The sequence below is a fragment of the Curtobacterium sp. PhB146 genome, from assembly GCF_004342995.1.
GTDB lineage: Bacteria > Actinomycetota > Actinomycetes > Actinomycetales > Microbacteriaceae > Curtobacterium.
In genome coordinates this window covers 848,588-872,693 of record NZ_SMBN01000001.1, presented here as the reverse complement: position 1 = coordinate 872,693, position 24,106 = coordinate 848,588, and the positions used below count along the sequence as shown (strand labels likewise).

Sequence of the window (24,106 nt, the reverse complement as noted above, 5' to 3'; positions counted from 1 at the left end):
AGATGATCCAGGCGTTCCTCGACGGCGCCGGCGTGCGGGCGTGGATCGCGCTCGCCCTGCTGCTCATCGGCTCGCTGCTGTCCCTCGGCGCCGGGGTCGGCATCGTGCGCTTCCCGGACCCGCTCGTCCGCCTGCACGCCATGGCGAAGCCGCAGGTGCTCGGGCTGGCGTTCGGGCTGGCCGCGATCGTCGTCGCGGTGGGGACCTGGACGGCGTTCTGGGTCGTCCTGCCCATCATGGTGTTCCAGCTGTTCCTGGTGCCCGTCTCGACGCACATGATCGCCCGCGCCGGACTGCGTGCCGACGACTACCGGCACGAGGACCTGTTGGTCGACGACACCGAGTCCTGATCGTCAGGCGGCGGTACGGCGCCGCAGCAGCAGGTTGACGACGGCCGCCAGCACGACGACCGCTGCCGAGGCCGCGGGGAGCACCATCGCGACGGACGTGCCGTGCTGCTCCGCCAGGTCGCCGGTGATGGCGGACGCGATCGACTGCCCGACGATCACGGCGGATCCGAGGATCGTCATCGTGGTCGCGGACCGGCCGACCGGTGAACGGTCCGACCCGAGGCTGTACTGGGCGACGAGGGTCGGGCCGATGCCGACGCCCATGATCGCCAGGACGATGCCGACCGCCACGACGGAGTCGGCCTGCGAGAACGCGATCGCGCCGCCGAGCAGGACGACACCGAACACGAGCCAGCGCCAGCCGAGGCCGAACGACCGCGGGAACGCTGCGGACCCGAGGGCGAGTCCGGCCGAACCGATGCCCATCAGGCCGTAGAGCAGGCCGGCCTGGGACGCCTCGCCGTGGGTCTCCATGAACGCCGTCAGCGACGTCAGCGTCGAGCCGAAGAACAGGCCGATGCCGAGGATCCCGATGACCACGACGACGAGCCGCGGACGCAGGAGCTGGCGGGCCGGGGCCTGGGTCAGTTCCTCGTGCTGCCCGAGCACGAGCTTGCCGGTGGGGTGCAGCGCGAAGGCGGTCACGAACACGAAGGTCAGGGCCGAGGCGCCCGCCACGGCGACCCAGGGGGCGATCGCGCTGGCGAGGATGCCGACCAGGAACGGGCCGATGATGAAGACGGTCTCGTCGGCGGCCGACTCGTACGCCATCGTGCCGCTGAGGGTCTTCTCGCGGCGGGCCGGTCGCATGCGCTGCGCGATGATGGCGACGAGCCGGGTCCGGGACATCGGCGCGACCTGGGGCGCGAACGCCCCGATGCAGAACGCCATCGCGAGCACGGCGAGGTCCGGCGCGCTGCCGCTGACGACGAAGGGGAACGCGCCGAGCAGCGCCGCGTTGACGAGGCCGACGGGGACGAGCACGGCACGCTGGCCGAACCGGTCCGCGGCGGCGCCGACCATCGGTCCGAACACCGCGGCACCGATGCCGACCGAGGCGGAGTTGACGCCGCCGAGGGCGACGGAGTCACGCGCGGCCACGACGAGGGTGAGGACCCCGACGACCATCATGGCGAACGGCAGGCGGGCGATGAACGCCACCGGGAAGTACCAGCGTCCGGCGAGGGAGACGAGCGAGGCGTCTCCGGCGGTCGCGCTGTCCGTGCGCTCCGGGGCGGGCGCGGACGGGGTGGGACTGGCGTGGAGCATGGGGGTGTGCCTTCTCGGCCCGGCCCGGTTCGGTGGGGGCGGACCCATCGGGTGCCGCCGTTGTCCGCCGGGGAGCCGGCGGCCGGTAGATACACACTGCGTGTTTCAGAACTGCGCCCATCGTACCAACCGTTCCGGTCAGGGCCAGGGGTAATGCTTCGTCACCGGACCGTCCTGCGGCCCGCACGGCCCATATCGTGGCGCGCATGGAACAGCGACGCATGGGGCGCACGGGGGCGCCCGTCAGCTCGCTGACGCTGGGGACGCGTGCCGTCGCCGGCGTCGCGGCCCACGACCCGTCGGCCGGTGTGACCCTCGTGCTCGAGGCGCTCACCCGCGGCGTGACGTCGGTCGACGTCTCGGACGCCGACGGCGCGGGCCTGGCCGAGACCGCGGTGGGCGCGGCGATCGCCGGACGGCGCGAGGACGTGTTCCTGTCGGTGCGGTTCGGCGCCCCGGTCGACCAGGACCCGGCGCACCGCGGCAACGGGAGGCGGTGGATGTTCCGTGCCGTGGAGCGGAGCCTGCAGCGACTCGGCACCGACGTCATCGACCTGTACCAGCCGGCGCTGCCGGACCCGGCGACGTCGCTCGACGAGACGCTCGACGCCCTCGCCGACCTGGTGGCACAGGGCAAGATCCGAGCCTTCGGCCTCCCCGGGTTCCCGGCCGAGGAGCTCGTCGAGGCGCAGTGGCTCCGGTCCGGGTCGAAGAGCGCCACCGCGACGCACGTGCCCTACTCGATCCTCACCCGCACGGCGGAGCGCACGGTGTTCTCGGTCGCCCGTCGTTTCGGTCTCGGGGTCCTGGCCGGAGCACCCCTCGCGGGCGGCTGGCTCGCGGGCACCTACCGCAACGGCACCGTCCAACCACGCTCACCGCACGTCGACGAGCACCCGGACGCGTACGACATCGGCGCCCCGCGGAACCGTCGGAAGCTCGAGGTGGCCGACCGGCTCGGACGCCTGGCCGACGACTCCGGCTTCACGGTGTCGGAGCTCGCGGTCGCCTTCGCCCTGACCCACCCGGACGTGTCCTCGGTGGTGATCGGGCCGCGCACCGTGTCGCACGTCGACGCCTACGTGCAGGCCTCCGAGATCGTCCTCGACGACGGGCTGCTCGACGCGATCGACGCGATCGTCGCGCCGGGCACCCACGTGCTCGAACGGGACACCGGGTTCGCGCTGCCGGCGCTCAGCCGCGAGCGACTCCGCGGTCGCACCCCGGTGGGCGCCGGACCGAACCGCTCGTAGGTCCGCGGTCAGGAGACCTCGCCGGCACGCGCTCCCGCCCACAGGTCGACGTCGGTGATGCCGACGGAGTGCTCGTCGATGGTGCGGAGCTCCTCGTCGGTGAACGAGGTGTTCGCCAGCGCCGCGACGTTGTCCTCGAGCTGCGACACCTTCGACGCCCCGATCACGAGCGAGGTCACCCGCTCGTCACGGAGCGCCCAGGCCAGGGCGAGCTGCGCCAGGGACTGTCCACGAGCCGCGGCGACGTCGTTCAGTGCTCGGAGGTGCCCGACGACCTCCGGGGTGATGCTCGACGCGTCGAGCGACTTGCCGGCGGCGGCACGGGAGTCCGACGGCACCCCGTCCAGGTACTTGCCGGTGAGCAGGCCCTGGGCGAGCGCGGTGAACCCGATCACGCCGAAGCCCAGCTCGCCGGCGGCGTCGAGCAGCCCCTCGGTCTCGATCCAGCGGTTGAGCATCGAGTACGACGGCTGGTGGATGAGGAGCGGGGTGCCGAGGTCGCGCAGGATCGCGGCGGCTTGGCGGCTGCGTTCCGCGTCGTACGACGAGATGCCGACGTACAGCGCCTTGCCCTGCTGGACCGCCGTGTGCAGCGCGCCCATCGTCTCCTCGAGCGGGGTCGAGGCGTCGAGTCGGTGCGAGTAGAAGACGTCGACGTAGTCCAGGCCCGTGCGCTGCAGGGACTGGTCGAGCGAGGCGAGCACGTACTTCCGCGAACCGCCGCCCTGGCCGTACGGACCCGGCCACATGTCCCACCCGGCCTTGGTCGACACGACCATCTCGTCGCGGTACGGCCGGAAGTCCTCACGCATCAGGCGCCCGAAGTTCACCTCGGCCGCACCGTAGGGCGGGCCGTAGTTGTTCGCGAGGTCGTGGTGCGTGATGCCGAGGTCGAAGGCCCGACGGCTGATCGCGCGCTGCGTCTCGAACGGCACGTCGTCTCCGAAGTTGTGCCAGTACCCCAGGGAGAGCAGCGGCAGGTCGAGGCCCGAGCGGCCGGTGCGGCGGTACGTCATCGAGTCGTAGCGGTCGTCGCTGGCGATGTAGGTCATGGTCCGAGCCTGCCACCAGCGCCATCGGACGAGCGCAACGAGCGTGATCGGACGAGCGCCACGAGCGCGATCGGGTGCATGATCGACGCACCGACACGGAAGGGCACCACCATGGCACGGACGACGAGGACCGAGGGCACCTTCACCGACGAGGAACGCGCGGCGATGCAGGAGCACGCCGCCGAGGTCAAACGCACCCGCGGCACGAAGGGCACCAAGGCGGAGAAGGCGGCAGCGGACGCCGCCGCGGTCGAGGCGAAGATCGCCGAGATGCCCCAGCCGGATCGCGGACTCGCGGAACGCATCCACCGCATCGCGCTCGAGGTCGCGCCCGACCTCGCGCCGAAGCTCTGGTACGGAATGCCCGCCTACTACCAGGACGGCAAGGCGGCGTTCTTCTTCCAGGACGCCGCGAAGTTCAAGGCCCGCTACGCGACGCTCGGGTTCCAGGACTCTGCCGCGCTCGACGACGGGACGTTCTGGCCGACGTCGTGGGCGATCACGCCGGAGTTCTCCGAGGCGGACGAGGCGACCGTCGCCGACCTGATCCGCCGGGCGGTCGCCTGATCCACGACCGGTAGCGTGGAGCGCATGACCGCGCTCCGTTCGGCCGACCGATGACCTCCGTGGGGGTGCCGGCCTGCTTCGCGCTGGTCTTCCTGCTGCTGTACGTCGCGAGCAGGCGGCGCGACCCGCGGATGCTCCGGAACGGCGTCTTCCTGACGGCGGCCGCGTTCTTCGCGCTCGCGACGGCCGTGACCGCGCTGACGCTCGTGGTCCCCGGGTTCAGCCTGGTCGTCGGCACCGTGCTGCTGCTCGTCCCGCTCGCGGTGGTCGTCCTCGGCGTGGCCCTCATCGCGAACGGGTTCCGGATGCTCCGCTCCGAGGGGCGCAGTCTCGGCAACACCCTGTCGTTGGTCGCGGGGGTGCTCGTGTTCGTGCTGCCGGCGGTGGCGATCGCGCTGTTCGTGTCCGCGAGCGGCGAGGGGTTCACGCTCTGGGACGGCGCCCGGATCGCGGTCGCCGTGCTGATGGTGTTCGTGTGCGGGTACTTCGCCGTGTCCCTCGTCGCGTTCGCCGTGTACTCCGTCGTCTACGGCCGGATGCGTCACGGCAGCGTGCCGGACACGATCGTCGTCCTCGGTTCCGGGCTGGTCCGCGGTGAGGTGCCGCCCCTGCTCCGCAGCCGCCTCGACCGCGCACTCGTCGTGTACCGCGCCGAACGGGCCGCCGGGCGTCGGCCGCTGCTGATCCCCTCCGGCGGGCAGGGCGACGACGAACCGCGCGCCGAGGGCACCGCGATGGCCGACTACCTGCTGGCGAACGGGGCGGACCCCGACGACGTCCGGCCCGAGACCGAGTCCCGCAACACCCGCGAGAACCTGCGGTTCTCCCGCGCCGTGCAGGCCGAGGCCGGGCGCGACGGTCAGGTCGTCGTGGTCACGAACGACTACCACGTGCTCCGCGCCGCCACCCTGGCCCGCCGGCTCGGCCTGCCCGCGCAGGTGGTCGGCTCGCCGACGGCGCCGTACTACGTGCCGAGTGCGTTCCTGCGCGAGTTCGTCGCGGTGGTCGTCGAACACCGCTGGCTCAACGTGGTGGCGTGCACGCCGTTCGTCCTGTTCACCGCGTTCCTGCTCTGGGAGTCGTTCCAGCAGCGGTAGACGCGACCGACGGGCGGACGGGAGGCCCGTGGCGGGCCCGCCACGGGCCTCCCGTCCGCCCGTTCGTCGCGTCGAGATCCACCGTAGGATCTCGACCATGGTCGAGATCCAGCCGCCCCGCCCGACCGACCTGCTCCCGATCGGCGAGATCGTCCGACGCACCGGCGTCGCCGCGTCGGCCCTGCACTTCTACGAGCGCAAGGGCCTGATCCGGCCCGAGCGCACCGACGGCGGCACCCGGATGTACCCGCGACACGTCGAACGGCGGATCGCGATCATCCAGGTGGCGAAGCGCCTCGGCATCCCGCTCAGCGAGGTCGCCGAGCAGTTCGGCACGCTGCCGGCCGACCGGATGCCGTCCCTGCGCGACTGGAACCGGCTGAACGAACGGTGGCGCGCACGGCTGCGGGCACGCCAGCTCGAACTCGAGCGGCTGCAGCAGGAGATGACGCAGTGCATCGGGTGCGGCTGCGTCTCGCTCGGGGCGTGCTCGGTCGTGAACCCGGGCGACACGCTCGGCGACGAAGGCCACGGCGCTCGGCGGCTGCTGCCGATCGAGGACGACGCCCCGCAGGACTAGACCCCGCGGAGTGCCTCGTCGATCCGGTCGAGCAGCGCGAGGGCCTCGGGCAACCCGGCGTCGTCGTCGCCGAGCGCGGCGCGGAGCTTGCCGGCCCAGTGCGCGCGGAGGCGTCCGATGCTCTCCCGCGCCACGTCGGTCGAGTGCAGCTGCACGGTCCGCGCATCGTCCGGGTCCTGCCGACGTTCGACCATCCCCTTCTCCACCAGGGACCGCAGCGCGACGCTGAGGTTGCTGCGCTTGAGTGCCGTCGCCTCGGCCGTCGCGCTCGGCGAGGTGCCCGGGTTGCGGTCGACCCAGCGCATCACGAGCGCCTCGGTCCCGGTGAGCGGCACGATGTCGAGTGCCCCGGCACCGTGCGGGTCGATCTCCCGCGAGATCCGCAGCACGACGTCGGCGAGGTCGGCGAGGACGTGGTCGGACACGGCGGAGTGCATGTCCGTACTGTACCGAGGATCGGCAATGAGTTATGCTTTCATAACAATGACCACGGACACCGGAACCATCCGCGCGCACGCCGCGACACCCACGACCAGGCAGCAGGGCATCACGACACCGCTGCTGCTGGTGCTCGGCCTGCTCAGCGCCGTCGCCCCCTTCGCCACCGACCTGTACCTGCCGGCGTTCCCGCAGATGACCACCGAGCTCGGTGCGAGCGCCACCACCGTGCAGCTCACGCTGACCGCGTTCCTGGTCGGCGTCACGGCCGGCCAGCTCGTCTTCGGCCCGCTGTCCGACCGGTTCGGCCGCGTGCCGCCGCTCATCGCCGGCGCGGCACTGTGCGTCCTCGCGAGCGTCGCCGCCGTGTTCGCACCGAACATCGGCGTGCTCATCGCGGCTCGACTCCTGCAGGGCCTGGGCGGTGCGGCCGGCATGGTGATCAGCCGTGCGGTCATCTCCGACCTGGCGACCGGCAAGCCCGCAGCCCGCGCGTTCTCGCTCATGATGATCGTCGGCGGGGTCGCCCCAGTCGTCGCTCCGCTGCTCGGTGGCCTGCTCACCGGTCCGATCGGCTGGCGCGGCCTGCTGTCGATCGTCCTCGGTCTGTCCGTGGTCATGCTCGTCGCGGTGCTCGCCGTCATCCGTGAGACCCACCTGAAGGCGCACCGCGACGTGCTGCGCGAGGAGCGGAAGGGCTCCGGTTCGCCGCTCCGTGCGCTGCGCTCCCGCACCTTCCTCGGCTACATCGCCGTGTTCGGTTTCGCGTTCGCCGTGATGATGGCGTACATCTCCGCCTCGCCGTTCCTGTACCAGGACATGATCGGGCTCGGCACCGTCGGCTACGGCCTGGCGTTCGGGCTGAACGCGCTGGCCCTGATGGGTGTGAGCATCGTGTCCGCCAAGCTCACCGAGACCCGTTCGGTCACCGGCGTGCTGTCGCTCGGCATCGCCCTGGTGTTCGCGTCGACGGTCGCGTTCGCGCTGCTCGTCGTCTTCGCGGCACCCGTGTTCTGGCTCGCGGTCCCGCTGTTCACCGCGGTCGGCTCGCTCGGCCTGGTGCTCGGCAACGCCACGGCGCTGGCGCTCGGTGCTGTCCCCGCCGCTGCCGGCAGCGCGTCGGCCGTGCTCGGGGCGCTGCAGTTCGGGCTCGCGGCGCTGGTGTCCCCGCTCGTCAGCATCGGCGGCTCGGTGACGGCGGCACCGCTGGCGATCGTGATGCTCGCGTCCGCCGTGGTGGCCGTCGTGGCGCTGCTCGTCGCCCGGGGCCGCACCCGCCTGGCCTGACCCGGTCGGCGCCGACTCGGTCGGGGCCGACTCGGAACGACATCATCGACGTCGCACGACAAGCAGGACGTCGTTCCGGGTCGGCAGCCCCGTCGACTACCGACCCCGCAGGAACGGGATCCGCGGCATGAGCCAGTCGACCCACACCACCCGCACCCCCGGGGCCACGGCGAGCGCCCACAGGATCGAGGCCACCGCGTCGGTCGGGTAGTGCACGGCGTCGATCGACACCGAGAAGAACACGACGACGATCGCGACGATCCCGAGCGTCAGCGCCAGTCGGTGCCACCGGGTCTCGCGCAGCAGCCAGATCAGCGCGATCACGAACGCCGTGATGTAGACGGTGTGCCCGCTCGGGTACCCGGGGTCGGGCTGCACCGGGAACGGGTGCGGCAGGACGGCGACGTCGGGCCTGGCTCGGTGGACGATCTCCTTCACGACCGCGGACGGCACCCACGTGATGGCGATCGTGCCGCCGAAGGCCAGGGCCGGACGGAGACTCCGGGTGCGCCACCAGATCACGGCCACGACGACGACGGTGATCCCGATCGCCGGACCCGGACTGATGACGTGGTAGACCGCCGTGGTGAACGCCCCGATCGCGCCGGTGTGCAGCGCGTTCAGTGCCTTCGACAGTCCGAGGTCGACCGTGCCGAGGGCGAACCCGATGAGCGTGATGACGACCACGGCGATGACCGCGATCGCGACGGAGACGAGCGGGTAGGGCGACGGCTCGAGGATCCCGGCGCCGTCGGACTCCGGTCGGCGGGGGCGGAGCAGCGGCGCGTCGGTCATCCGACCATCGTCCCAGCCCGGACTCCGACCACGGGCCCGGCGAGCCTCTGAAAGCACTCAGCGCAGCCGCCCGCGAGTAGACAGGAGGCATGCCAACCGTTGCCGAGAACATCGTCGCCACCCTCCGCAAGAACGACGTCGCCCGCGTCTACGGCCTGCCGGGGGACTCCCTCAACGGCTTCACCGACGCGCTGCGCAAGGACGGCACGATCCGGTGGGAGCACGTCCGCCACGAGGAGGCCGCCGCCTTCGCCGCGAGCGCCGAGGCCGAACTGACCGGCGAGCTCGCGGTCTGCGCCGGCAGCTGCGGCCCCGGCAACCTGCACCTGGTCAACGGCCTGTTCGACGCCAACCGGTCGCGCGTCCCGGTCCTCGCGATCGCCGCACACATCCCCACCGCCGAGATCGGCTCCGGCTACTTCCAGGAGACTCACCCGCAGGAGCTGTTCCGCGAGTGCTCGGTCTACGTCGAGTACGTCGCGGACCCGACCCAGATGCCGCGCCTGCTCGAGATCGCGATGCGCGAGGCCGTCGAGAAGCGCGGGGTCGCGGTGCTCGTCATCCCCGGCGACGTCCTGCTCGCCGAGGCGAAGGACGACCGCACCACCCGCATCGAGCGCACGACGCCCCGCATCGTGCCGAGTGAGGCCGAGCTGCTCCGCACCGCCGAGCTGCTGAACGGCGCCGACAAGGTCACGATCCTGGCCGGAGCGGGCGTCGCCGGCGCCCACGACGAGGTCATCGCGCTGGCCGAACGGCTGCAGGCCCCGATCGTGCATGCCCTGCGCGGCAAGGAGCACATCGAGTGGGACAACCCCTACGACGTCGGTATGACGGGCCTGCTCGGTTTCGCGTCCGGGTACCGCGCCATGGAGGACGCCGACGTCGTGCTCATGCTCGGCACCGACTTCCCGTACCAGCAGTTCTTCCCGGCCAAGGCGAAGCACGTACAGGTGGACATCCGCGGGTCGCAGCTCGGCCGACGGCACCCGGTCGACATCGGCCTGGTCGGCACCGTGAAGGACACCGCGCTCGCCCTCATCCCCCTGCTGACCGGGTCGCACCCGACGACGCACCTCGACAACGCCCTGAAGCACTACCGGAAGACCCGCGAGAAGCTCGACGACCTGGCCGTCCCCGCGGGCCGGAAGAAGCCGCTGCACCCGCAGTACGTCGCGCGTGTGCTCGACCGGATCGCCGCCGACGACGCGGTGTTCATCCCCGACGTCGGCTCCCCCGTCGTGTGGGCCTCGCGCTACCTGACGATGAACGGCAAGCGTCGCCTGATCGGCTCGTTCGTGCACGGCACGATGGCGAACGCGGTCCCGCAGGCGATCGGTGCGCAGACGGCGTTCCCGGACCGCCAGGTGATCGCACTCGCGGGTGACGGCGGCCTGACGATGCTGCTCGGCGAGCTCATCACGATCGTGCAGAACAAGCTGCCCGTGAAGATCGTCGTGTTCGACAACTCGTCGCTGAACTTCGTCGAGCTCGAGATGAAGGCCGCCGGGTTCGTGAACTACGGCACCGAGCTGCAGAACCCGGACTTCGCCACGGTCGCCGAGGCGATCGGCATCAAGGGCTTCAAGGTCGACGTGTCCGACGACTTCGAGGACGCGATGGCCGCCGCGCTCGCGCACGACGGTCCCGCGCTCGTGTCCGTCCGCGCGAACCGGCAGGAGCTGTCGATGCCCCCGGCGGTCACGCTCGAGCAGGCGAAGGGCTTCACGCTCTACGCCATCCGCACGGTGCTGTCCGGTCGCGGCGACGAGCTGCTGGACCTCGCGTCGACCAACGCGCGTCAGCTGCTGTAGACGCGACCGCACGGCGGACTGGAGGCACGGTGCCAGCTGGCACCGTGCCTCCAGTCCGTCACGACGTCACCACCCGAGCGGCTGGCCGTCCTCCAGGAACACGCCGGTCGGGCCCTCCGGGCCCACGCTCGCGGCGGCCGCGACGGTCGCCGCGCTCACCTCGACGGGGCGACCGTGCGGGTTCGGCACCCCACCGAGCTCGGTCGCCGTGTAGCCGGGCTCGAGCACCACGAAGCGCACCTCGGGTGCGATGCGGGCGTACTGCACCGTGAGCATCGAGACGGCCGACTTGCTCGCGCCGTAGACCGCGGCCTGCACGGTCGACGCCGCACTGTCCGGGTCGTGGACCGCCGTGAACGAGCCGAGCGCGCTGCCGACGTTGACGACGAGGGGGCTGGCCGATCGGCGCAGGATCGGCAACGCGGCCTCGGTCGTGCGGACGATGCCGACGGCGTTCGTGTCGAACACGGCGAGCGCGTCCGGTCCGTTGAGACCCCACATCGCGATGCCGGCGTTGTTGACCAGGACGTCCAGGCCGCCGTTCGCGTCGATGTGCGCGAAGGCTGCGGCGACCGAGTCGTCGTCGCGGACGTCGAGCTGCACGGAGCGGGCGCCGATCTCGGCGGCGACGGCCGCTCCCTGGTCGGCGTCGCGAGCGCCGATCCAGACGGTGTGGCCGGCTGCGACGAGCTGGCGGGCGGTTTCCTTGCCGAGGCCACGGGTGGCGCCGGTGATGAGTGTCGTTGTCATGGGTCCAGCGTCACGCTCGACGCGGTCGGCAGGGAGTCGCCCGGTTGTCGTAGGACTGGTGGGGCCAGGACGCGGCCGCGACGTGCGCGCAGACTGGGGGCATGGCGGACACGGACTTCGGGCACACCCTGCGACGGCTCCGCGACCACGTCACCCCGGCTGCGGCCGGCATGACCGTCGGGCCACGACGTCGGGCGGCGGGACTGCGGCGTGAGGAACTCGCGGGCCTCGCGGGGATCTCCGCCGACTACCTGACCCGCCTGGAGCAGGGTCGCGCGACGTCGCCGTCCGCCCAGGTGGTCGAGGCGCTGACGCGTGCCCTCCGGGTCTCGGACGCCGAACGCGGGCTGCTGTACCGGCTCGCCGGGCACGCGGCCCCGGGCGCGGACGTCGTGCCGTCGCGGATCCCGCCGAGCGTGCAGCGGCTGCTCGACCGGCTGGCGGACACCCCGGTCGCGGTGCTCGACGCCGCCGGGAACCTGCTCGTGACCAACGCTCCGCACGAAGCCCTGATGGGGCCGATCGGCGGGATGCGCGGGAACGAACGGAACACCGCCTGGCGGCACCTGGTCGGTGCCGGCAGCCGCGCCGTGCACACGCCCGCGGAACAGGCGGCGTTCGAGGAGAACCTGGTCGCCGGACTCCGGATGACCGCGGCCCGCTACCCGCTCGACCGGCAGTTGCAGCAGCTCGTGCGGGACCTGCGGGCGGCGAGCCCGCGGTTCGTCGAACTGTGGGACTCGGGTGCGACGGCCCTGGGCGAGACGGCCCGCCGCAAGGTGATCGACCACCCCGACGTCGGGCTCATCACACTCGATTGCGACACCCTGGTCGTCGGGCCGGAAGACCTGCGGATCCTGGCGTACACGGCGGTGCCCGGGTCGGTGGACGCCGAGCGGTTGGCGCTGGCGATCGTGCTGGGGACGCAGTCGTTGGTGGAGTGAGCACTCGCCCCCAATTCGTGGGGGATGCTCGCGACGTGGCCCTCAGCCCGTTCCAAGGTTGGCTACGATCCGAGAGCGCCGGCTTCCGGCGATCTCAGACGTCCGGTCTCCTGCCGGACTGCACACCCGAGGGGACCACCCGTGCAGCACAGCACTGCAACACTTCGACGCGCCTGCGCGATCGGCGCGACCATCGCCGTCATCGGCCTGAGCACCGGCTTCGGCGCGTTGACGGCCACGACCGCCTTCGCCGACGAGCAGCCCGTCGCGCCGACGAGCACCGCGACCGCGTCCCCGGCGCAGGGCACTGACAGCACGGCCGACGGCGCTGACGAGTCGGCTCCGCCGGTTCCCGCGGCGACGTCCACGCCGACGGCCGAGGCGACAGCTGATCCCACCGCGGAACCGTCCCTGCCGGTCAGCACGCCGGCCGCGACTGCGACCCCCGATCCCACCGCGCCCGTCACAGCAGAACCGGCCGCGACGCCGACCGTGACGATCGCCGGGGACGCGACCGTCGGCAGCACCCTGACGGCGACCGGGCACGACTTCACCGGCGAGCTGACCTACACGTGGGCCAGCGGCGACGCGATCCTGCCGACCACCACCGACTCGTACGTCGTCGCTGCCGCGGACGCCGGCAAGACCATCAGCGTCACGATCACCAGCGACACCGACGAGTCCGCGACGACCACGACGGCCGTCGTCACGCACGCGGCGGCCTTCCCGGAGGCCTCGACCGAAGACGACCCGATCACGTTCTCCGCGGTCGCAGGTGAGCGTTTCACCCACACGTTCGCCGCCGAGGGCTTCCCCGCACCGACGTACTCGGCCGCCTACTACTCGCTCGACGATCCGTACGCGAGCGAGGACGACGGTGACGAGTCCGGGTACCTGCCGTACGGCCTGTCCCTGGACCACGCCACCGGCGCGCTCTCCGGGAAACCCCGCTACTCCGGCACCTACGCGTTCCGCATCGTGGCGACGAGCGGCACCACGACCGCGTCGCAGTACGTCAACATCACGATCGACGCCGCCGCACCGCTCGGCGTGGAGGTCACCGCCGAGGACAAGGACACCTTCCTCACCGCGCACTCCACCAGCTGGGTCATCGAACGCAACGGCACCGTCTGGACGTTCGAGAACTAGACCACCCGTCAGCCCGACGGTGGGTACATCGGGTTCGGGGTCGGGTTCGAGGGCGGCCGGCCCACCATCGACCAGGGCGGGACCCTGCTCGTCAGCGGCCACCTGGTCGACCGCTTCGGCAACGAGGTCGACGACGCCGACGGCTACCCGGTGCCGTTCACGGTGACCTCGGATCACGCTTCCGACGTCATCACGCCGAGCCGCGATCCGTGGGTCGCGACCGACGTCACGTTCCCCGAGGCGTCGACGCACTCCCTCGAGGTCGCCTCGAGCGGGTTCGCGACCGCCTTCACGGTCGTGGTCCAGCCCACCGCGGCTCTGGCCGTCTCCCCCACGGGCACGGTCGCCACTCCGACCGTGACCACCGGGGAGCTCGCCTACACGGGGTCGGACGCGATGCACCTGCTCCCCTGGGCCGGCGGTCTCGCCGTCATCGGTGCCGCGGTCGTCGCACTGCAGGCCGTCCGCCGCCGGAAGCAGCACTGACGGGTGCACGAACAAAGGCCCCGCAAGCGGGGCCTTTGGCTGGCGACGTTCCGGTAGCCGGCCCGTCGTGCTTCCAGCGTAGCGGTGGGCGTCAGGCCCCGGCACCCCCGTCGACCGGAACGATCGCCCCCGTCACCATCGCCGCGCGGTCGCTGAGCAACCACGCGGCGACCTCGGCGACCTCCGCTGGCTCAGCCATCCGCCCGAGTGGGACCGAAGCGGTGATCTGGGCGGTGACGCCAGGCGTCGCCGCCTCCCACGCTTCGATCATCTCGGTCGCGGTGCCACCCGGCGTGATCCCGTTCACCCGGATGTGCTCGGGCGCCCAGGTCACCGCGGCCGTCTCGGTGATGCTGTTCAGTGCGCGCTTCATCGCGCCGTACGCCGGCAGCGCCGGGTTCGCGCGGCGGCTGCCGATGCTCGACGTGTTGACGATCGCGCCGCCGCCGGAGCGACGCATCAGCGCGGCCTCGGCGGTCATCGCCACCCAGTGACCGCGGAAGTTCACGGCGAACTGGGTATCGATGTCCTCGTCGCTGGTGGTGTCGAGCGGTCCGGGCTGCTGGATCGCGGCGCCGTTGTTGAACGCCCCGTCGAGTCGGCCGTGCAGCTCGTCGACCTGCTCGACGGCCGCGCGGATGCTGTCCGGGTCCGCGAGGTCGAGTGCGACAGCGTCTGCCGTGCCCCCGGCCGCACGGACTTCGGCGACGATCCCCTCGAGTGCGTGGGCGCTGCGGGCAGCGAGGACCACACGGGCGCCTTCATCCGCGAAGAGCCGAGCAGCCGCGGCGCCGATGCCACGGCTCGCGCCGGTGATGAGGATGACCTTGTCGGGCAAGAGGCCGATCGGGTTGGATGTGATGTCGTTCGTCATGCGCTCAGCGTCACGCCGAGGGAGCGTGCGGATACAGGTACGAGCGGTACCAGGATCTCCGGCCGGAACCGGTGGAGACTCGGGTCATGGACAAGCCGGAACTCGCCGCCTTCCTCCGCTCACGACGTGAGCGGTTGCGCCCCGAGGACGTCGGACTGCCGACCGGGTCGCGCCGCCGGACGCCTGGCCTCCGCCGTGAGGAAGTAGCGGTCCTCGCCCACATCTCCACGGAGTACTACGTCCGGCTCGAGCAGGGGCGTGCGCCCCGCCCGTCAGCAGAAGTACTCGCCGGAATCGCAGGATCGCTCCTGCTGACATCGGCGGAGTCGGAGCACCTGCACGCCTTGTCCGGCACGGCACCGTTGCAGGTCGGCCGAGTCCAGCGTGACGTGCGCCCGAGCATCCTCGCGCTCGTCGAACGATTGCCGCAGACCGCTGCGATCGTCTTGTCCGCCAGCTTCGAGGTCCTCGCCTGGAACCCCCTCGCGGCGGCGCTCATGGAGGACTTCGCGTTGCTCGCACCGGCCGACCGGAACCTCGCCCGCCGCGCCTTCCCGACCGAAGCCGTCCACCAGGCAGCTCGGCCCTACGGAATCTCGGACGGCGCCGAGTTTCAGCGGCACGTCGTCATGCAACTTAGGACGAGCCGAACGCGTTACCCGGACGACCCTGACGTCGTCGGTCTCGTCGAGGAACTCCGTGACGGCAACCCGGTGTTCGCGCGCCTGTGGGATCGCCACGACGTGCAGACGACACCGGTGCTCACCAAGACGTTCGACCACCCGGCGGTGGGGGCGGTGACGGTCGACTGCGACAGCCTCGCGTTGACGGATCGGGACCAGCACCTCGTCCTCTACACGGCCCCGCCCGGGTCACCCGATGCCGACGCGCCCGCGCTCCTCGGCCTGCTGGGTGTCGATTCCCCCAGTCGGTAACGACGGCCCGTCAGGCGCAGTACTCGTACGGCGGCATGGCGACCGCACCCACCCAGATCATGCCGACCGTCGCGCCGTCCTCCCCGAGCTGGAACGTGATGTAACTTCCGCCGATCTGGACACTCCACAGCGAGAACGGTCCTTGTTCCTCGCCGTAGGTGCCCGTGTACTGCAGGTCCGGGTACGCGGACTGCACCTCGGCCAGCGCAGTGCCGACACCGATCCCGGCTGCGGTCTCGGGCGAGTTCGTCGTCACCGGTTCCGGGCTCAGACCGCCGACGGCGACACCGGCCACGTTGCCGCCGCGCGGGACGACAGCGAGCCAAGGCGCATCGGCGCTCTCCCAGAACGAAGTCTCCGGGCTGGCCGGGCACGCATCCGAGCTGCGGGTGTAGGCCGCAGACAGGTCGTCGATCTCCCCCTGGAGTTCGCCACCGAGGGCGATCGGGCCGACCTCCTCCGCCGAGATCGTCCAGGTGGCGGGGTCCGACAGGCTGAACGCCGCCTCCGTCGCGGTGGGGGTCGGCGTGCTCGTGTCTGCCGTCGGCTCCGGCGGCGCGACGGCACTCGCGGTCGCGGTCGCGGTCGCGATAACGGTCCGGGTCGGCGTCGAAACCGGCGCTCCGGAGCATGCTGCCAGCACAGTCGATGCCATGAGCGCAATGATGATCCCGGTGGTCCGGACGGCACCCTTCACAAGACCGCCACCGTCGTCCAGCAGTGGCTTCGTACCGTCCTGCACGCGCGGGTTCTGGTTGCCGGGCATCGTCTGTTCCCTCCGACGGCGGATGTCGAGCAATCCACCGTACGTCGACGCCCGACGGGCAACGGGCCCCCCGGCGTCCATCGCAACCAGAGCGTTACTTGGCGGCTGCGTCCTCGACGTCGAACACCACGACCCGGGCACTCGCACCACCGATGAACTCCGCCACCGGCCGGTGGTCCGGATGCGGCAGGTACCCGGCGAGCGCTGCCCGATCGCGGAACCGGACCACGAGCATCCACTGGAACCCGCCCTCGAGCCCCTCGGTGCTCACGCTCGTGCCGGATTGCACGGACTCGACACCGTCGATCCGTGGCAGGTGCTCGCGGGACAGGGCGTCGGCCTCGGACGACCGGTCCGCTCCGTCCCACTCGACCAGCACGGTGTGCGTCACTCCTGACACGTGGTCTCCTTCGTCTGTCACGACGCCGATCAGAACGCGGGCGTTCCGCCGGCGATCGTGATCGTCGACCCTGACTGGTAGCTCGACTCCGGGCTCACCAGGTGCACGTACGCGGCACCGAGCTCGGCCGGCTGTCCGGGGCGGCCGAACGGCGAGGTCTCGCCGAAGTGCGACACCGTCTCGGCGTCGTCGGAGCCCGGCTGCAGCGGCGTCCAGACCGGTCCGGGGGCGACGGAGTTCACACGGATGCCCTTCGGCGCGAGCTGCTGGGCGACGGCCTCGGTGAAGAGCTTGATCGCACCCTTCGACACGGCGTAGTCGATCTTGTCGGCCGAGGGCGTCGATGCCTGGATCGAACCGGTCGTGACGATGGTGGAGCCCGGCTCGAGGTGCGGCACCGCTGCCTTGGTCAGCCAGAACAGCGAGTAGATGTTGGTCTTGAACGTCGAGTCGAACATCGACGTGTCGAGGGTCAGGATGTCCTCGTTGCTGTCCATGCGGCCGGCGACCATGACCAGGGTGTCGAGCCCGCCGAACTCGTCGACGCCCTTCTGCACCAGGTCCTTGCAGTACTGCTCGTCGGAGATGTCCCCGGGGAACAGGACGGCGCGACGCCCCTCGGACTCGAGCAGGTCGCGGACCTGTTCGGCGTCCTGCTGCTCGTCCGGCAGGTAGGACAGCACCAGGTCGGCGCCCTCACGCGACAGGGCGATGGCGGCGGCGCGACCGATGCCGGAGTCGGCGCCGGTGATGATGCCGCGGTAGCCGGTGAGGCGTTCCCGGCCGACGTAGCTCTCCTCGCCGTGGTCGGGCTTCGGGTCCATCTTCCACGCGGCACCCGGCAGCGACTGCTCCTGCTTCGGGTACGGCGGCGCCGGGTAGAGGGTGTTCGGGTCGCGCTTGTCGTACTGGCTCATGCGTTCCACTGTCGTCGTCGCGCGTGGACGCGCGTTCAGCCGCTGCGGTCCTGGGACACGGCTGATGACGGACGGGAGGCCCGTGGCGGCGTCGCCACGGGCCTCCCGTCCGCCACGTGGTTCAGACGCCGGCCGTGGTCCGGATCCAGGACGAGGCCTGCGACAGCAGGGCGTAGTTCGAGCCGGCCTTGGTGTCGGCGCCGGGGTCGGCGCTGTCACCGGTGGAGCAGACGGCGACGACCTTGCCGTTCACGAGCAGCGGGCCGCCGGAGTCGCCGTGGTTCGAGGCACCGGTCACGCCGGTGAGGTGCTGCGCACGACCGCTGTACGCGTCGGTGCTCGCACCGGTGAGCGAGACGGTGGCCTGGTAGAGCCCGTCGGACTGGGTCGCGTTCGCGCGCAGGCCGTAGCCCTGGATGGTGCCGGTGCCGCTCGACTTGGCGGTCGCGGTGAGGTCGAGCGGGGCGTAGGTGGACAGCGAGTAGGCGCTCTTCAGGTGCACGAGCGCGATGTCGCCGGCCGGTGCGGCGGAGACCCGGTCGACGGCGACGGCGGTGCCCCGGTTGGTCGTGGAGTTCGAGTGGTAGACGTTCATCGCACCGATGCCGTCGATGCAGTGACGGGCGGTGAGGATCCACGAGGCGTTGATCTGCTCGCCGGTGCAGTTGCTGACGTAGCCCGACGGGATGGAGCCGCCCGACGCTTCGAGCTGGACCGCCCACGAGGTGGTGGGGGCCTTCTCGCCGCCGACGACCTTCGTGCTGGCCGGCAGTGCCGAGGCGGGTGACGCGGCGAACACGCCCGCGGTGATGACGGCCGCGGCGGCGAACGCGGCTGCGATGGACTTCTTCATGACGACTCCTCTGTCGGGGGAAGCACCTGACCCGTTGCGCTGTGCAACTGGTCAGCATCCTGACCCTCGTTCGGGGGCCGCGCCAGTCCGCACTTCGGCGGACGGGGCCGCCCTAGGATCGTGTCGACCGGGAAACCGAAGGAGCGACATGAGCACGAACACCGCTCGGAGGACGCGCCCGACCGTCGTCACCATCGCGTCCGGCATCTGGTGCGCTGTGGTGCTCGTCCGCCTCGGGTTCCTGGTCGTCGCGGTGGTGAACACCAACGGTGGGCTCGCCGTCGCACTGGTCGGCGCGTTCATCGGCCTCGCCTTCGCGGCCCTGTTCGTCTGGCTGGCGATCCGAATGGCCCGCGGATCGGGGTCCGCACGGCTCTGGCTCGCCATCGTGACCGGCTTCGCCGTGGTGAACACCGTGGTCGGGCTCGTGCTCGGCGCAGGGGCCGTGGGCTTCCTCTACCCGATCGCCCTCGTCGCTGCGACGGTCCTGAGCTACCTGCCGACCACGCGAGGGTTCTTCCCGAAGACCGAGCGCCGCGTTCGACCCGCCGAACCCCGCACGGTCGGCTGGGACCCGACGACAGGTGAACGCATCACCGAGCCGGCACCCACCGACGGACGCGCCGGCTGACGGATCAGCGGCCCCGTCAGTGGGTGCTCCAGAACGAGATCGACCGGCTCTCGTCGCGGATGACGATCGTGTGCGACGCCGCGCGGTCCGCGACGGGCCGGTTGCCCTCACCGCCGTACCAGTACGACACGTACCGGCGCTGGGTCGGCGACCAGCCGACGACCTCGACCTTGTAGCGTCCGGGGCTCAGGACTGCGCCGAAGGTCCCGCCCCGACCGGGCGACCAGTAGCTCAGGTGCGTGTCGAAGGTGCTGCCGATCGACTCCCCGTACACGTGCACGGTGGCGCCGGTGAAGTCGGTGTCGAGCTGCGGGTTGAGGATCCCGGTCAGGGTGACGCCCCGGGTCGAGCTCGCATCGATGCCGTCCACGACCGTCTCGGTGCGGCCCCCGGCCTGGTGCGCGACCCGGACGTACGAGCGCTCCGCAGTGGAGCCGGGATCGCGGTGGAAGCCCCACGACTCGTTGCGCAACGCCGGCCACGAGTCGAGCGTCTCGTCGTGCGCGTTGACCTGCACGCTGTAGTCGTCGCTCGGCAGGCCGTGCACCCAGTAGTGACCGTCGGGCGAGGTGACGGTCCGCCGCACGGTGCCGGTGTTCCAGCCACGGACGACGACCGCTGCGCCGGACAGGTCCGCGCCGTACGGGTTGTGGGCGGTGCCGCCGATCGAGGCACCCCGCCGCATCACGACCACGACGGTCTCGTGCCCACCGGCGCTGACCACGACGCCGGTCCGCTCCGCCGGGACCACGTCGTCGAAGCCGTACGAGCCCTCGCGCTCACCGTGCAGCGTCCAGGTGCCTGCCGGGACCGCGTCGAACGTCATCCGGCCGCGGCGGTCGCTCGTCGCCGAGTCAGCGGTGCTGCCGTCCGGGGTGCGGAGGTCGACGACCACGCCCTCCATCGCGAGCGGCCGCTTCTCCGGGTCGGTCAGCATGACGGTGAGCGCACCGTCGTCCGGAGCGGCCACCGCCGCGGTGACGGGCGCGATGACGGGCGCGATGAGCACGCCGATCAGTGTGAGTGCGGTCGTGATCCCGACCGTCGCGCGTCGTCGTCCCGTCATGGTGTGCCCCTGGTCCCCTGGTGGGGCCGCCCCTGGCCCCGGTGGTGTGGAGCGTAGCCGCGACCCGCGCGGAGCGCGCGGTCGCTGTCACCGATCGCTCACAAGCACCATCTGTGACCGAACGCTCACACAACGCGTTCGGAGCCGATCGATCCCACGGAGACCTGCGGCCGCGCGGCACGAGGGCCCCGCGACCGGAGTCGCGGGGCCCTCGCTGGTGCGCTGGTGCGCTGGTGTTACTTGATGACGATCGACTGCACCGGGCTGGTGCTCGTCGTCAGGCTGTCGGTGCCGGCGAAGACGGCGTGCAGCTTGTGCGTGCCCTTCTTCAGCGCGAGCGCCGAGGTGACCTTGCCGTTCTTGACGGTGACGGTCGCCAGGCGCTTCGTGCCCTGGTAGATCCGCGCGGTGCCGTTCACGGTGAAGCCCGTGGCCTTGACCTGCACGGTCGCCTTGCCGCCGCTGTACTTGAGCGCCGTCCGGGACGGGGCCTTCGTGACGGTGACGGTGGTGGCCTTCGCGGTCGCCGAGTCGGTGCCCGAGAAGGTCGAGTCCGCGTTGACGAACTTGGCGGTGAGCGAGTGCGTGCCGATGGCCAGGGCGCTCGGGAGCGTCATGGTCGCGGTGCTGTTCTTGACGGGGACGGTGCCGAGGACCTTCTTGCCGTCCGAGACCGTCAGCGTGCCCTGCTGCTTGCCGATGCCACCGGCGATGGTCGCGGTGACCGTGGCCGGCTTCGCCGCGTTGACGGTCTGCGACGCGGCGGAGACCGCGAGCGTCGTGGCGGTCGCGGGCAGCGTGGCGTGCAGGTCGAACTGGTCGACGGTCGATCCGATCGCGGCCGGGTCGGCGGTGGCGGTCGGCTGGAGCGTCACGCCGCAGCTGTCGACGTTGCCGTGCTGGACCGCCGAGTTGAGCGTGGTGCAGTCGCCGGCGCGGATGTCCTGCACGGAGAGCTTCTCATCGGTGACCGAGACCTTGACGAAGGAGCGGACGTGCTCCTGGTTCTCGACCGAGTTGGCCCAGTGGCGCTTGCCGGTCGGGTCGAGCGGGTCTGCGCCGTAGCCGCTCTGGGTGGCGTCCGGAGCGGTCAGGTCGTAGTACTTCGAGCCGGAGGCCGAGTTCGCCGTCATGTAGATGACGCCGCCGGGGCCGGAGAAGACCTCGGGAGCAGCGGGCTGCTCGTTGACGTTGGCCTTCTTGCCGTTCTTGATCGCGTAGCTGCGCGAGTAGGAGTGGTCGTGGCCCTGCAGGACGAGGTCGACGCCCATGTCGGAGAACGCACGCGTGAAGTCGAACCGGCGCTGCTGGTTGTCCTTGTCGTTCGCGTGGTCGGCCGGCGAGTAGATCGAGTGGTGGTAGACCAGCGTGGTCCACTTCGCGTCGTCGCCGTAGCGGTTGATGACGTCGCGCACGTAGTTCACGTGGGCAGCGTCCGATCCGGCCGCGTAGGCGTTCGAGTTGATGTCGATGAACAGGACGCCCTTGTACATGTACCAGTAGTCGCCACCCGAGTTCGCGGTGGTGTTGCCGCCCGGGTAGAAGTCCGGCACCTTGAGCGAGTTCGGCACCTGGTTGTGCTGCTCGTACGCCTTGCCGCCGACGTCGTGGTTGCCGATGGTCGAGGCCCACGGGTAGCGCTTGAGGACGTCGCTGCTGTCGGCGAACGCACCCCACTCGTACTCGTTGTTGGCGTGCTCGATCTGGTCGCCACCGGAGACCAGGAGCTCGGCGTCCGGCTCGGTCGTCGTGGCGTACCGCAGCGTGTCCGCCCAGCCGGCGCCGTCGTCGTCGACGTAGCCCGACGAACCGATCTGCGGGTCACCGAAGAACAGGAAGTCGAAGTCGCCGGAGAAGCTCTTCGTGGTGAACGTGTACGACGCCGACCAGGCCGACCCGTCCGCCGCACCGACGTGGTACGTGTACGAGGTGTTCGGCTCGAGGTCCGAGATCGTGGCGTGGGCGTTGATGTAGCCCGACTCGGCGGCGATGCCGTCGATGCTCTTCGTGTTCGAGTCCGTCGTGCTCGTGTCGACTGCGGTGTTCGCGGCCTTCGACGCGGCGATCGTCGACTTGGCGTCGGTGAAGACCCCGTCGGTCATCGACGCGGTCTTCTGGATCTCGAGCGACTGCGCGACGTTCGTCGGGAAGTACCACGAGGCGATGCGCTGGCTCTCGGTGGCACCGACGCCCAGCAGGATGTGGAGCGGGCCGCCGGTGGAGATGTTGGTGGTAGGGGTGTTCGTCGCGGCGGAGGCGACGTTCGTGCCGACCATCGAGGCGCCGGCGATGAGCGCGGCCCCGAGGACGGCTCCGCACACGCGGAGGGTGGTGGTTCTGCGCCGTGTGGTGGCGCCGGACAGGAGACTCATGGTGGTCCGTTTCTCAGACGTGGGATGGTGCAGCACGGAAGACTCTGCATGCACTGCGAAACGTCTTGGTAAACGCTGAGTGACAAGTCGTCGCTGTTCAGGAGCGGACCACCGTCATCCCGCCGCGAGTCGCTCGACGAACCAGATCATCCCCATCACGAACACCCCGGCGGTCACGAGACCGGTGACCCAGAGCGAGACCCGGTGGGCCTTCCGACGCAGGAGGGACAGCGGTGGGAAGACGATGACGATGATCGCGAGCTGCACCGCCTCGATGCCGACGTTGAAGACGAGGAGCGACACGAGCAGCTGCCACGAGAACGCCTCGTGGATGCCCAGCGCCCCGGCGAACCCGAGCCCGTGGATGAGCCCGAACGCGAACACGACGGCCAGGCGTGTCCAGCCCGCCCGGTCGAGCGAGAAGTGCCCGTGTTCACCGACCACGAGTTCGTCGGCCCGCGACCGGCGCCGCCAGAGCCGCCACAGGTACCAGCCGGCCACGGCGGCGATGGACAGGGCGATGAGCGGCTCGACGACGATCGCGGGCGGGCTGACCACCCCGAGCGCGGCGAGGATGAACGTGATCGAGTGCGCGATGGTGAACGCCGACGCGGTGTAGACCACCTCGCGCAGGCGCCGTGACCCGGCGATGAGCGCGACGAGGAACAGGATGTGGTCGATGCCGGTCAGCAGGTGCTCGGCACCGAGGCGGAAGAACTCCCAGAAGCGCTGCCCGGCCGACTGCTCGGTCGAGAACGACGGCTGCGAGGCATCGAGCGTCGCCGATCCCTGCTTCGCGTCGACGTCGTAGGTGACGATCGTCTTGGTGTCGCGCACGAAGGTCTCACTGTCCGGGAACAGTGTCGACGTCACGACGTGTCCGGTCTGCGTCTCCGACGGCTCCGGGCAGGTGAAGTCCGCCGTCACGTGGGCGTACGGCACCTCGTCCTGCAGGTCGACCGTGACGCTGTCGCCGAGCACGCCCGTGCAGGCCTGCCCACCCGCACCGGACACCGAGAACCGGTCGAACACGTACTTCCCGAGCGCGTCAGTGTGCGCCTCGGCCGCCGACACCATCCCCGGGAAGTCGCCGTCGTCCCAGGCCGCCTCACCCTGCGTGTGGAATGCGTCGTCGTGCTCGCTCGTGGCGACCGACACGAGCATCAGGTCGTACTCGAGCCCGAGTTCCGCGTGCACGACGGTCGGTTCCGTCGACGTCACCTTCGCGTAGACGACCGAGCTGAAGCCGTGCGCCGATGCCGGCGACGCCCCGGCCAGCACGCCGACGACGACCACCCCGAGCAGCAGGAGCGCGGCGACGACCCGTGCGATCAGCGCGGACGGGCGGGACGGACGGGCAGGGCGGGCGCGCAGCAGCGCGACGGGGGTTCCGGAAGGCACGCGCAGACGATCCGGCCCTCGGACGACCGGCAGGTGAACAGGTGGTGACCAGCAGTGGGA

The 24,106-nt window shown here is 70.9% G+C and carries 25 protein-coding genes; 12 read left to right on the top strand and 13 right to left on the bottom strand.

The genetic code is table 11. The features are described from left to right. The first annotated feature begins 2 nt into the window (after positions 1-2). On the top strand, positions 3-350 hold the full coding sequence (locus EDF33_RS04250) for a monovalent cation/H(+) antiporter subunit G (RefSeq protein WP_243648940.1): 348 nt from the start codon (positions 3-5) through the stop codon (positions 348-350). A gap of 3 nt (positions 351-353) precedes the next feature. On the opposite strand, the gene EDF33_RS04245 is transcribed toward EDF33_RS04250, so the two are convergent. Further along, entirely contained in the window at positions 354-1,619 is a 1,266-nt protein-coding gene (locus EDF33_RS04245; protein WP_132099362.1) for an MFS transporter, read from the bottom strand. Between the two features lie 206 nt (positions 1,620-1,825). Here EDF33_RS04245 and EDF33_RS04240 point away from each other — a divergent pair, with 206 nt between their 5' ends. After that, complete coding sequence (locus EDF33_RS04240) at positions 1,826-2,872, top strand: aldo/keto reductase (RefSeq protein ID WP_132099361.1); 1,047 nt, start codon at positions 1,826-1,828, stop codon at positions 2,870-2,872. Positions 2,873-2,880: 8 nt separating this feature from the next. Here the strand turns inward: EDF33_RS04240 and mgrA are convergent, their stop codons facing one another. Beyond that, a complete protein-coding gene (gene mgrA, locus EDF33_RS04235; protein ID WP_123294639.1) occupies positions 2,881-3,924 on the bottom strand; it encodes an L-glyceraldehyde 3-phosphate reductase in 1,044 nt (347 codons plus the stop codon). Between the two features lie 111 nt (positions 3,925-4,035). On the opposite strand from mgrA, the gene EDF33_RS04230 reads away from it, so the two are divergent. From EDF33_RS04230 to soxR, 3 genes are all read left to right on the top strand, one after another. Then, positions 4,036-4,491 (top strand): DUF1801 domain-containing protein, encoded by a 456-nt coding sequence (locus tag EDF33_RS04230; protein ID WP_132099360.1) that lies wholly within the window; start codon positions 4,036-4,038, stop codon positions 4,489-4,491. Between the two features lie 50 nt (positions 4,492-4,541). Beyond that, a complete protein-coding gene (locus tag EDF33_RS04225; RefSeq protein WP_132099359.1) occupies positions 4,542-5,588 on the top strand; it encodes a YdcF family protein in 1,047 nt (348 codons plus the stop codon). A 97-nt stretch (positions 5,589-5,685) separates the two neighbouring features. Continuing rightward, entirely contained in the window at positions 5,686-6,168 is a 483-nt protein-coding gene (gene soxR, locus EDF33_RS04220; RefSeq protein WP_111085894.1) for a redox-sensitive transcriptional activator SoxR, read from the top strand. Here soxR and EDF33_RS04215 read toward each other — a convergent pair. Continuing rightward, entirely contained in the window at positions 6,165-6,605 is a 441-nt protein-coding gene (locus EDF33_RS04215; protein WP_243692348.1) for a MarR family winged helix-turn-helix transcriptional regulator, read from the bottom strand. The genes soxR and EDF33_RS04215 overlap by 4 nt on opposite strands. Positions 6,606-6,651: 46 nt before the next feature. Here EDF33_RS04215 and EDF33_RS04210 point away from each other — a divergent pair, with 46 nt between their 5' ends. Continuing rightward, positions 6,652-7,893: a multidrug effflux MFS transporter gene (locus tag EDF33_RS04210; protein WP_123339144.1), complete on the top strand. Its 1,242-nt coding sequence runs from the start codon at positions 6,652-6,654 to the stop codon at positions 7,891-7,893. A gap of 96 nt (positions 7,894-7,989) precedes the next feature. Here EDF33_RS04210 and EDF33_RS04205 read toward each other — a convergent pair whose 3' ends face one another. After that, positions 7,990-8,688, bottom strand: coding sequence for a phosphatase PAP2 family protein (locus EDF33_RS04205; protein WP_131881046.1), 699 nt, complete (start codon positions 8,686-8,688; stop codon positions 7,990-7,992). An 89-nt stretch (positions 8,689-8,777) separates the two neighbouring features. On the opposite strand from EDF33_RS04205, the gene poxB reads away from it, so the two are divergent. Further along, a complete protein-coding gene (poxB, locus tag EDF33_RS04200; protein ID WP_131881044.1) occupies positions 8,778-10,502 on the top strand; it encodes a ubiquinone-dependent pyruvate dehydrogenase in 1,725 nt (574 codons plus the stop codon). A 66-nt stretch (positions 10,503-10,568) separates the two neighbouring features. Here poxB and EDF33_RS04195 read toward each other — a convergent pair whose 3' ends face one another. After that, positions 10,569-11,252 carry an SDR family NAD(P)-dependent oxidoreductase gene (locus EDF33_RS04195; RefSeq protein ID WP_123339147.1) on the bottom strand — a complete coding sequence of 228 codons (684 nt, stop codon included), beginning with the start codon at positions 11,250-11,252 and terminating at the stop codon, positions 10,569-10,571. Positions 11,253-11,353: 101 nt separating this feature from the next. Here EDF33_RS04195 and EDF33_RS04190 point away from each other — a divergent pair, with 101 nt between their 5' ends. From EDF33_RS04190 to EDF33_RS04180, 3 genes are all read left to right on the top strand, one after another. Further along, positions 11,354-12,196 carry a helix-turn-helix transcriptional regulator gene (locus tag EDF33_RS04190; RefSeq protein ID WP_132099358.1) on the top strand — a complete coding sequence of 281 codons (843 nt, stop codon included), beginning with the start codon at positions 11,354-11,356 and terminating at the stop codon, positions 12,194-12,196. A 141-nt stretch (positions 12,197-12,337) separates the two neighbouring features. Next, positions 12,338-13,345: a putative Ig domain-containing protein gene (locus EDF33_RS04185; RefSeq protein WP_165918709.1), complete on the top strand. Its 1,008-nt coding sequence runs from the start codon at positions 12,338-12,340 to the stop codon at positions 13,343-13,345. Positions 13,346-13,507: 162 nt separating this feature from the next. Next, positions 13,508-13,831: a hypothetical protein gene (locus tag EDF33_RS04180; protein ID WP_132099356.1), complete on the top strand. Its 324-nt coding sequence runs from the start codon at positions 13,508-13,510 to the stop codon at positions 13,829-13,831. 91 nt (positions 13,832-13,922) lie between these two features. On the opposite strand, the gene EDF33_RS04175 is transcribed toward EDF33_RS04180, so the two are convergent. Beyond that, positions 13,923-14,705, bottom strand: coding sequence for an SDR family oxidoreductase (locus EDF33_RS04175; RefSeq protein ID WP_123294593.1), 783 nt, complete (start codon positions 14,703-14,705; stop codon positions 13,923-13,925). 86 nt (positions 14,706-14,791) lie between these two features. Between EDF33_RS04175 and EDF33_RS04170 the strand changes: the two genes are divergently transcribed. Continuing rightward, positions 14,792-15,640, top strand: coding sequence for a helix-turn-helix transcriptional regulator (locus EDF33_RS04170; RefSeq protein ID WP_132099355.1), 849 nt, complete (start codon positions 14,792-14,794; stop codon positions 15,638-15,640). A gap of 10 nt (positions 15,641-15,650) precedes the next feature. On the opposite strand, the gene EDF33_RS04165 is transcribed toward EDF33_RS04170, so the two are convergent. The 4 genes from EDF33_RS04165 to EDF33_RS04150 form a co-directional block, all read right to left on the bottom strand. Continuing rightward, on the bottom strand, positions 15,651-16,406 hold the full coding sequence (locus EDF33_RS04165) for a hypothetical protein (RefSeq protein WP_132099354.1): 756 nt from the start codon (positions 16,404-16,406) through the stop codon (positions 15,651-15,653). A 94-nt stretch (positions 16,407-16,500) separates the two neighbouring features. Next, a complete protein-coding gene (locus tag EDF33_RS04160; protein ID WP_165918708.1) occupies positions 16,501-16,806 on the bottom strand; it encodes a Dabb family protein in 306 nt (101 codons plus the stop codon). A gap of 29 nt (positions 16,807-16,835) precedes the next feature. Then, positions 16,836-17,723 (bottom strand): SDR family oxidoreductase, encoded by an 888-nt coding sequence (locus EDF33_RS04155; protein WP_123937265.1) that lies wholly within the window; start codon positions 17,721-17,723, stop codon positions 16,836-16,838. Between the two features lie 121 nt (positions 17,724-17,844). Further along, a complete protein-coding gene (locus tag EDF33_RS04150) occupies positions 17,845-18,576 on the bottom strand; it encodes a S1 family peptidase (RefSeq protein ID WP_123294589.1) in 732 nt (243 codons plus the stop codon). A gap of 148 nt (positions 18,577-18,724) precedes the next feature. Here EDF33_RS04150 and EDF33_RS04145 point away from each other — a divergent pair, with 148 nt between their 5' ends. Beyond that, a complete protein-coding gene (locus tag EDF33_RS04145; RefSeq protein ID WP_131881032.1) occupies positions 18,725-19,207 on the top strand; it encodes a hypothetical protein in 483 nt (160 codons plus the stop codon). Between the two features lie 16 nt (positions 19,208-19,223). Here the strand turns inward: EDF33_RS04145 and EDF33_RS04140 are convergent, their stop codons facing one another. The 3 genes from EDF33_RS04140 to EDF33_RS04130 all read right to left on the bottom strand — a co-directional run bounded on the left by EDF33_RS04140 (position 19,224) and on the right by EDF33_RS04130 (position 24,046). Beyond that, positions 19,224-20,273: a carboxypeptidase-like regulatory domain-containing protein gene (locus EDF33_RS04140; RefSeq protein WP_131881030.1), complete on the bottom strand. Its 1,050-nt coding sequence runs from the start codon at positions 20,271-20,273 to the stop codon at positions 19,224-19,226. A 236-nt stretch (positions 20,274-20,509) separates the two neighbouring features. Continuing rightward, positions 20,510-22,645: a metallophosphoesterase family protein gene (locus EDF33_RS04135; protein WP_165918707.1), complete on the bottom strand. Its 2,136-nt coding sequence runs from the start codon at positions 22,643-22,645 to the stop codon at positions 20,510-20,512. 114 nt (positions 22,646-22,759) lie between these two features. Then, a complete protein-coding gene (locus tag EDF33_RS04130; RefSeq protein WP_132099352.1) occupies positions 22,760-24,046 on the bottom strand; it encodes a HupE/UreJ family protein in 1,287 nt (428 codons plus the stop codon). Positions 24,047-24,106 lie beyond the last annotated feature (60 nt).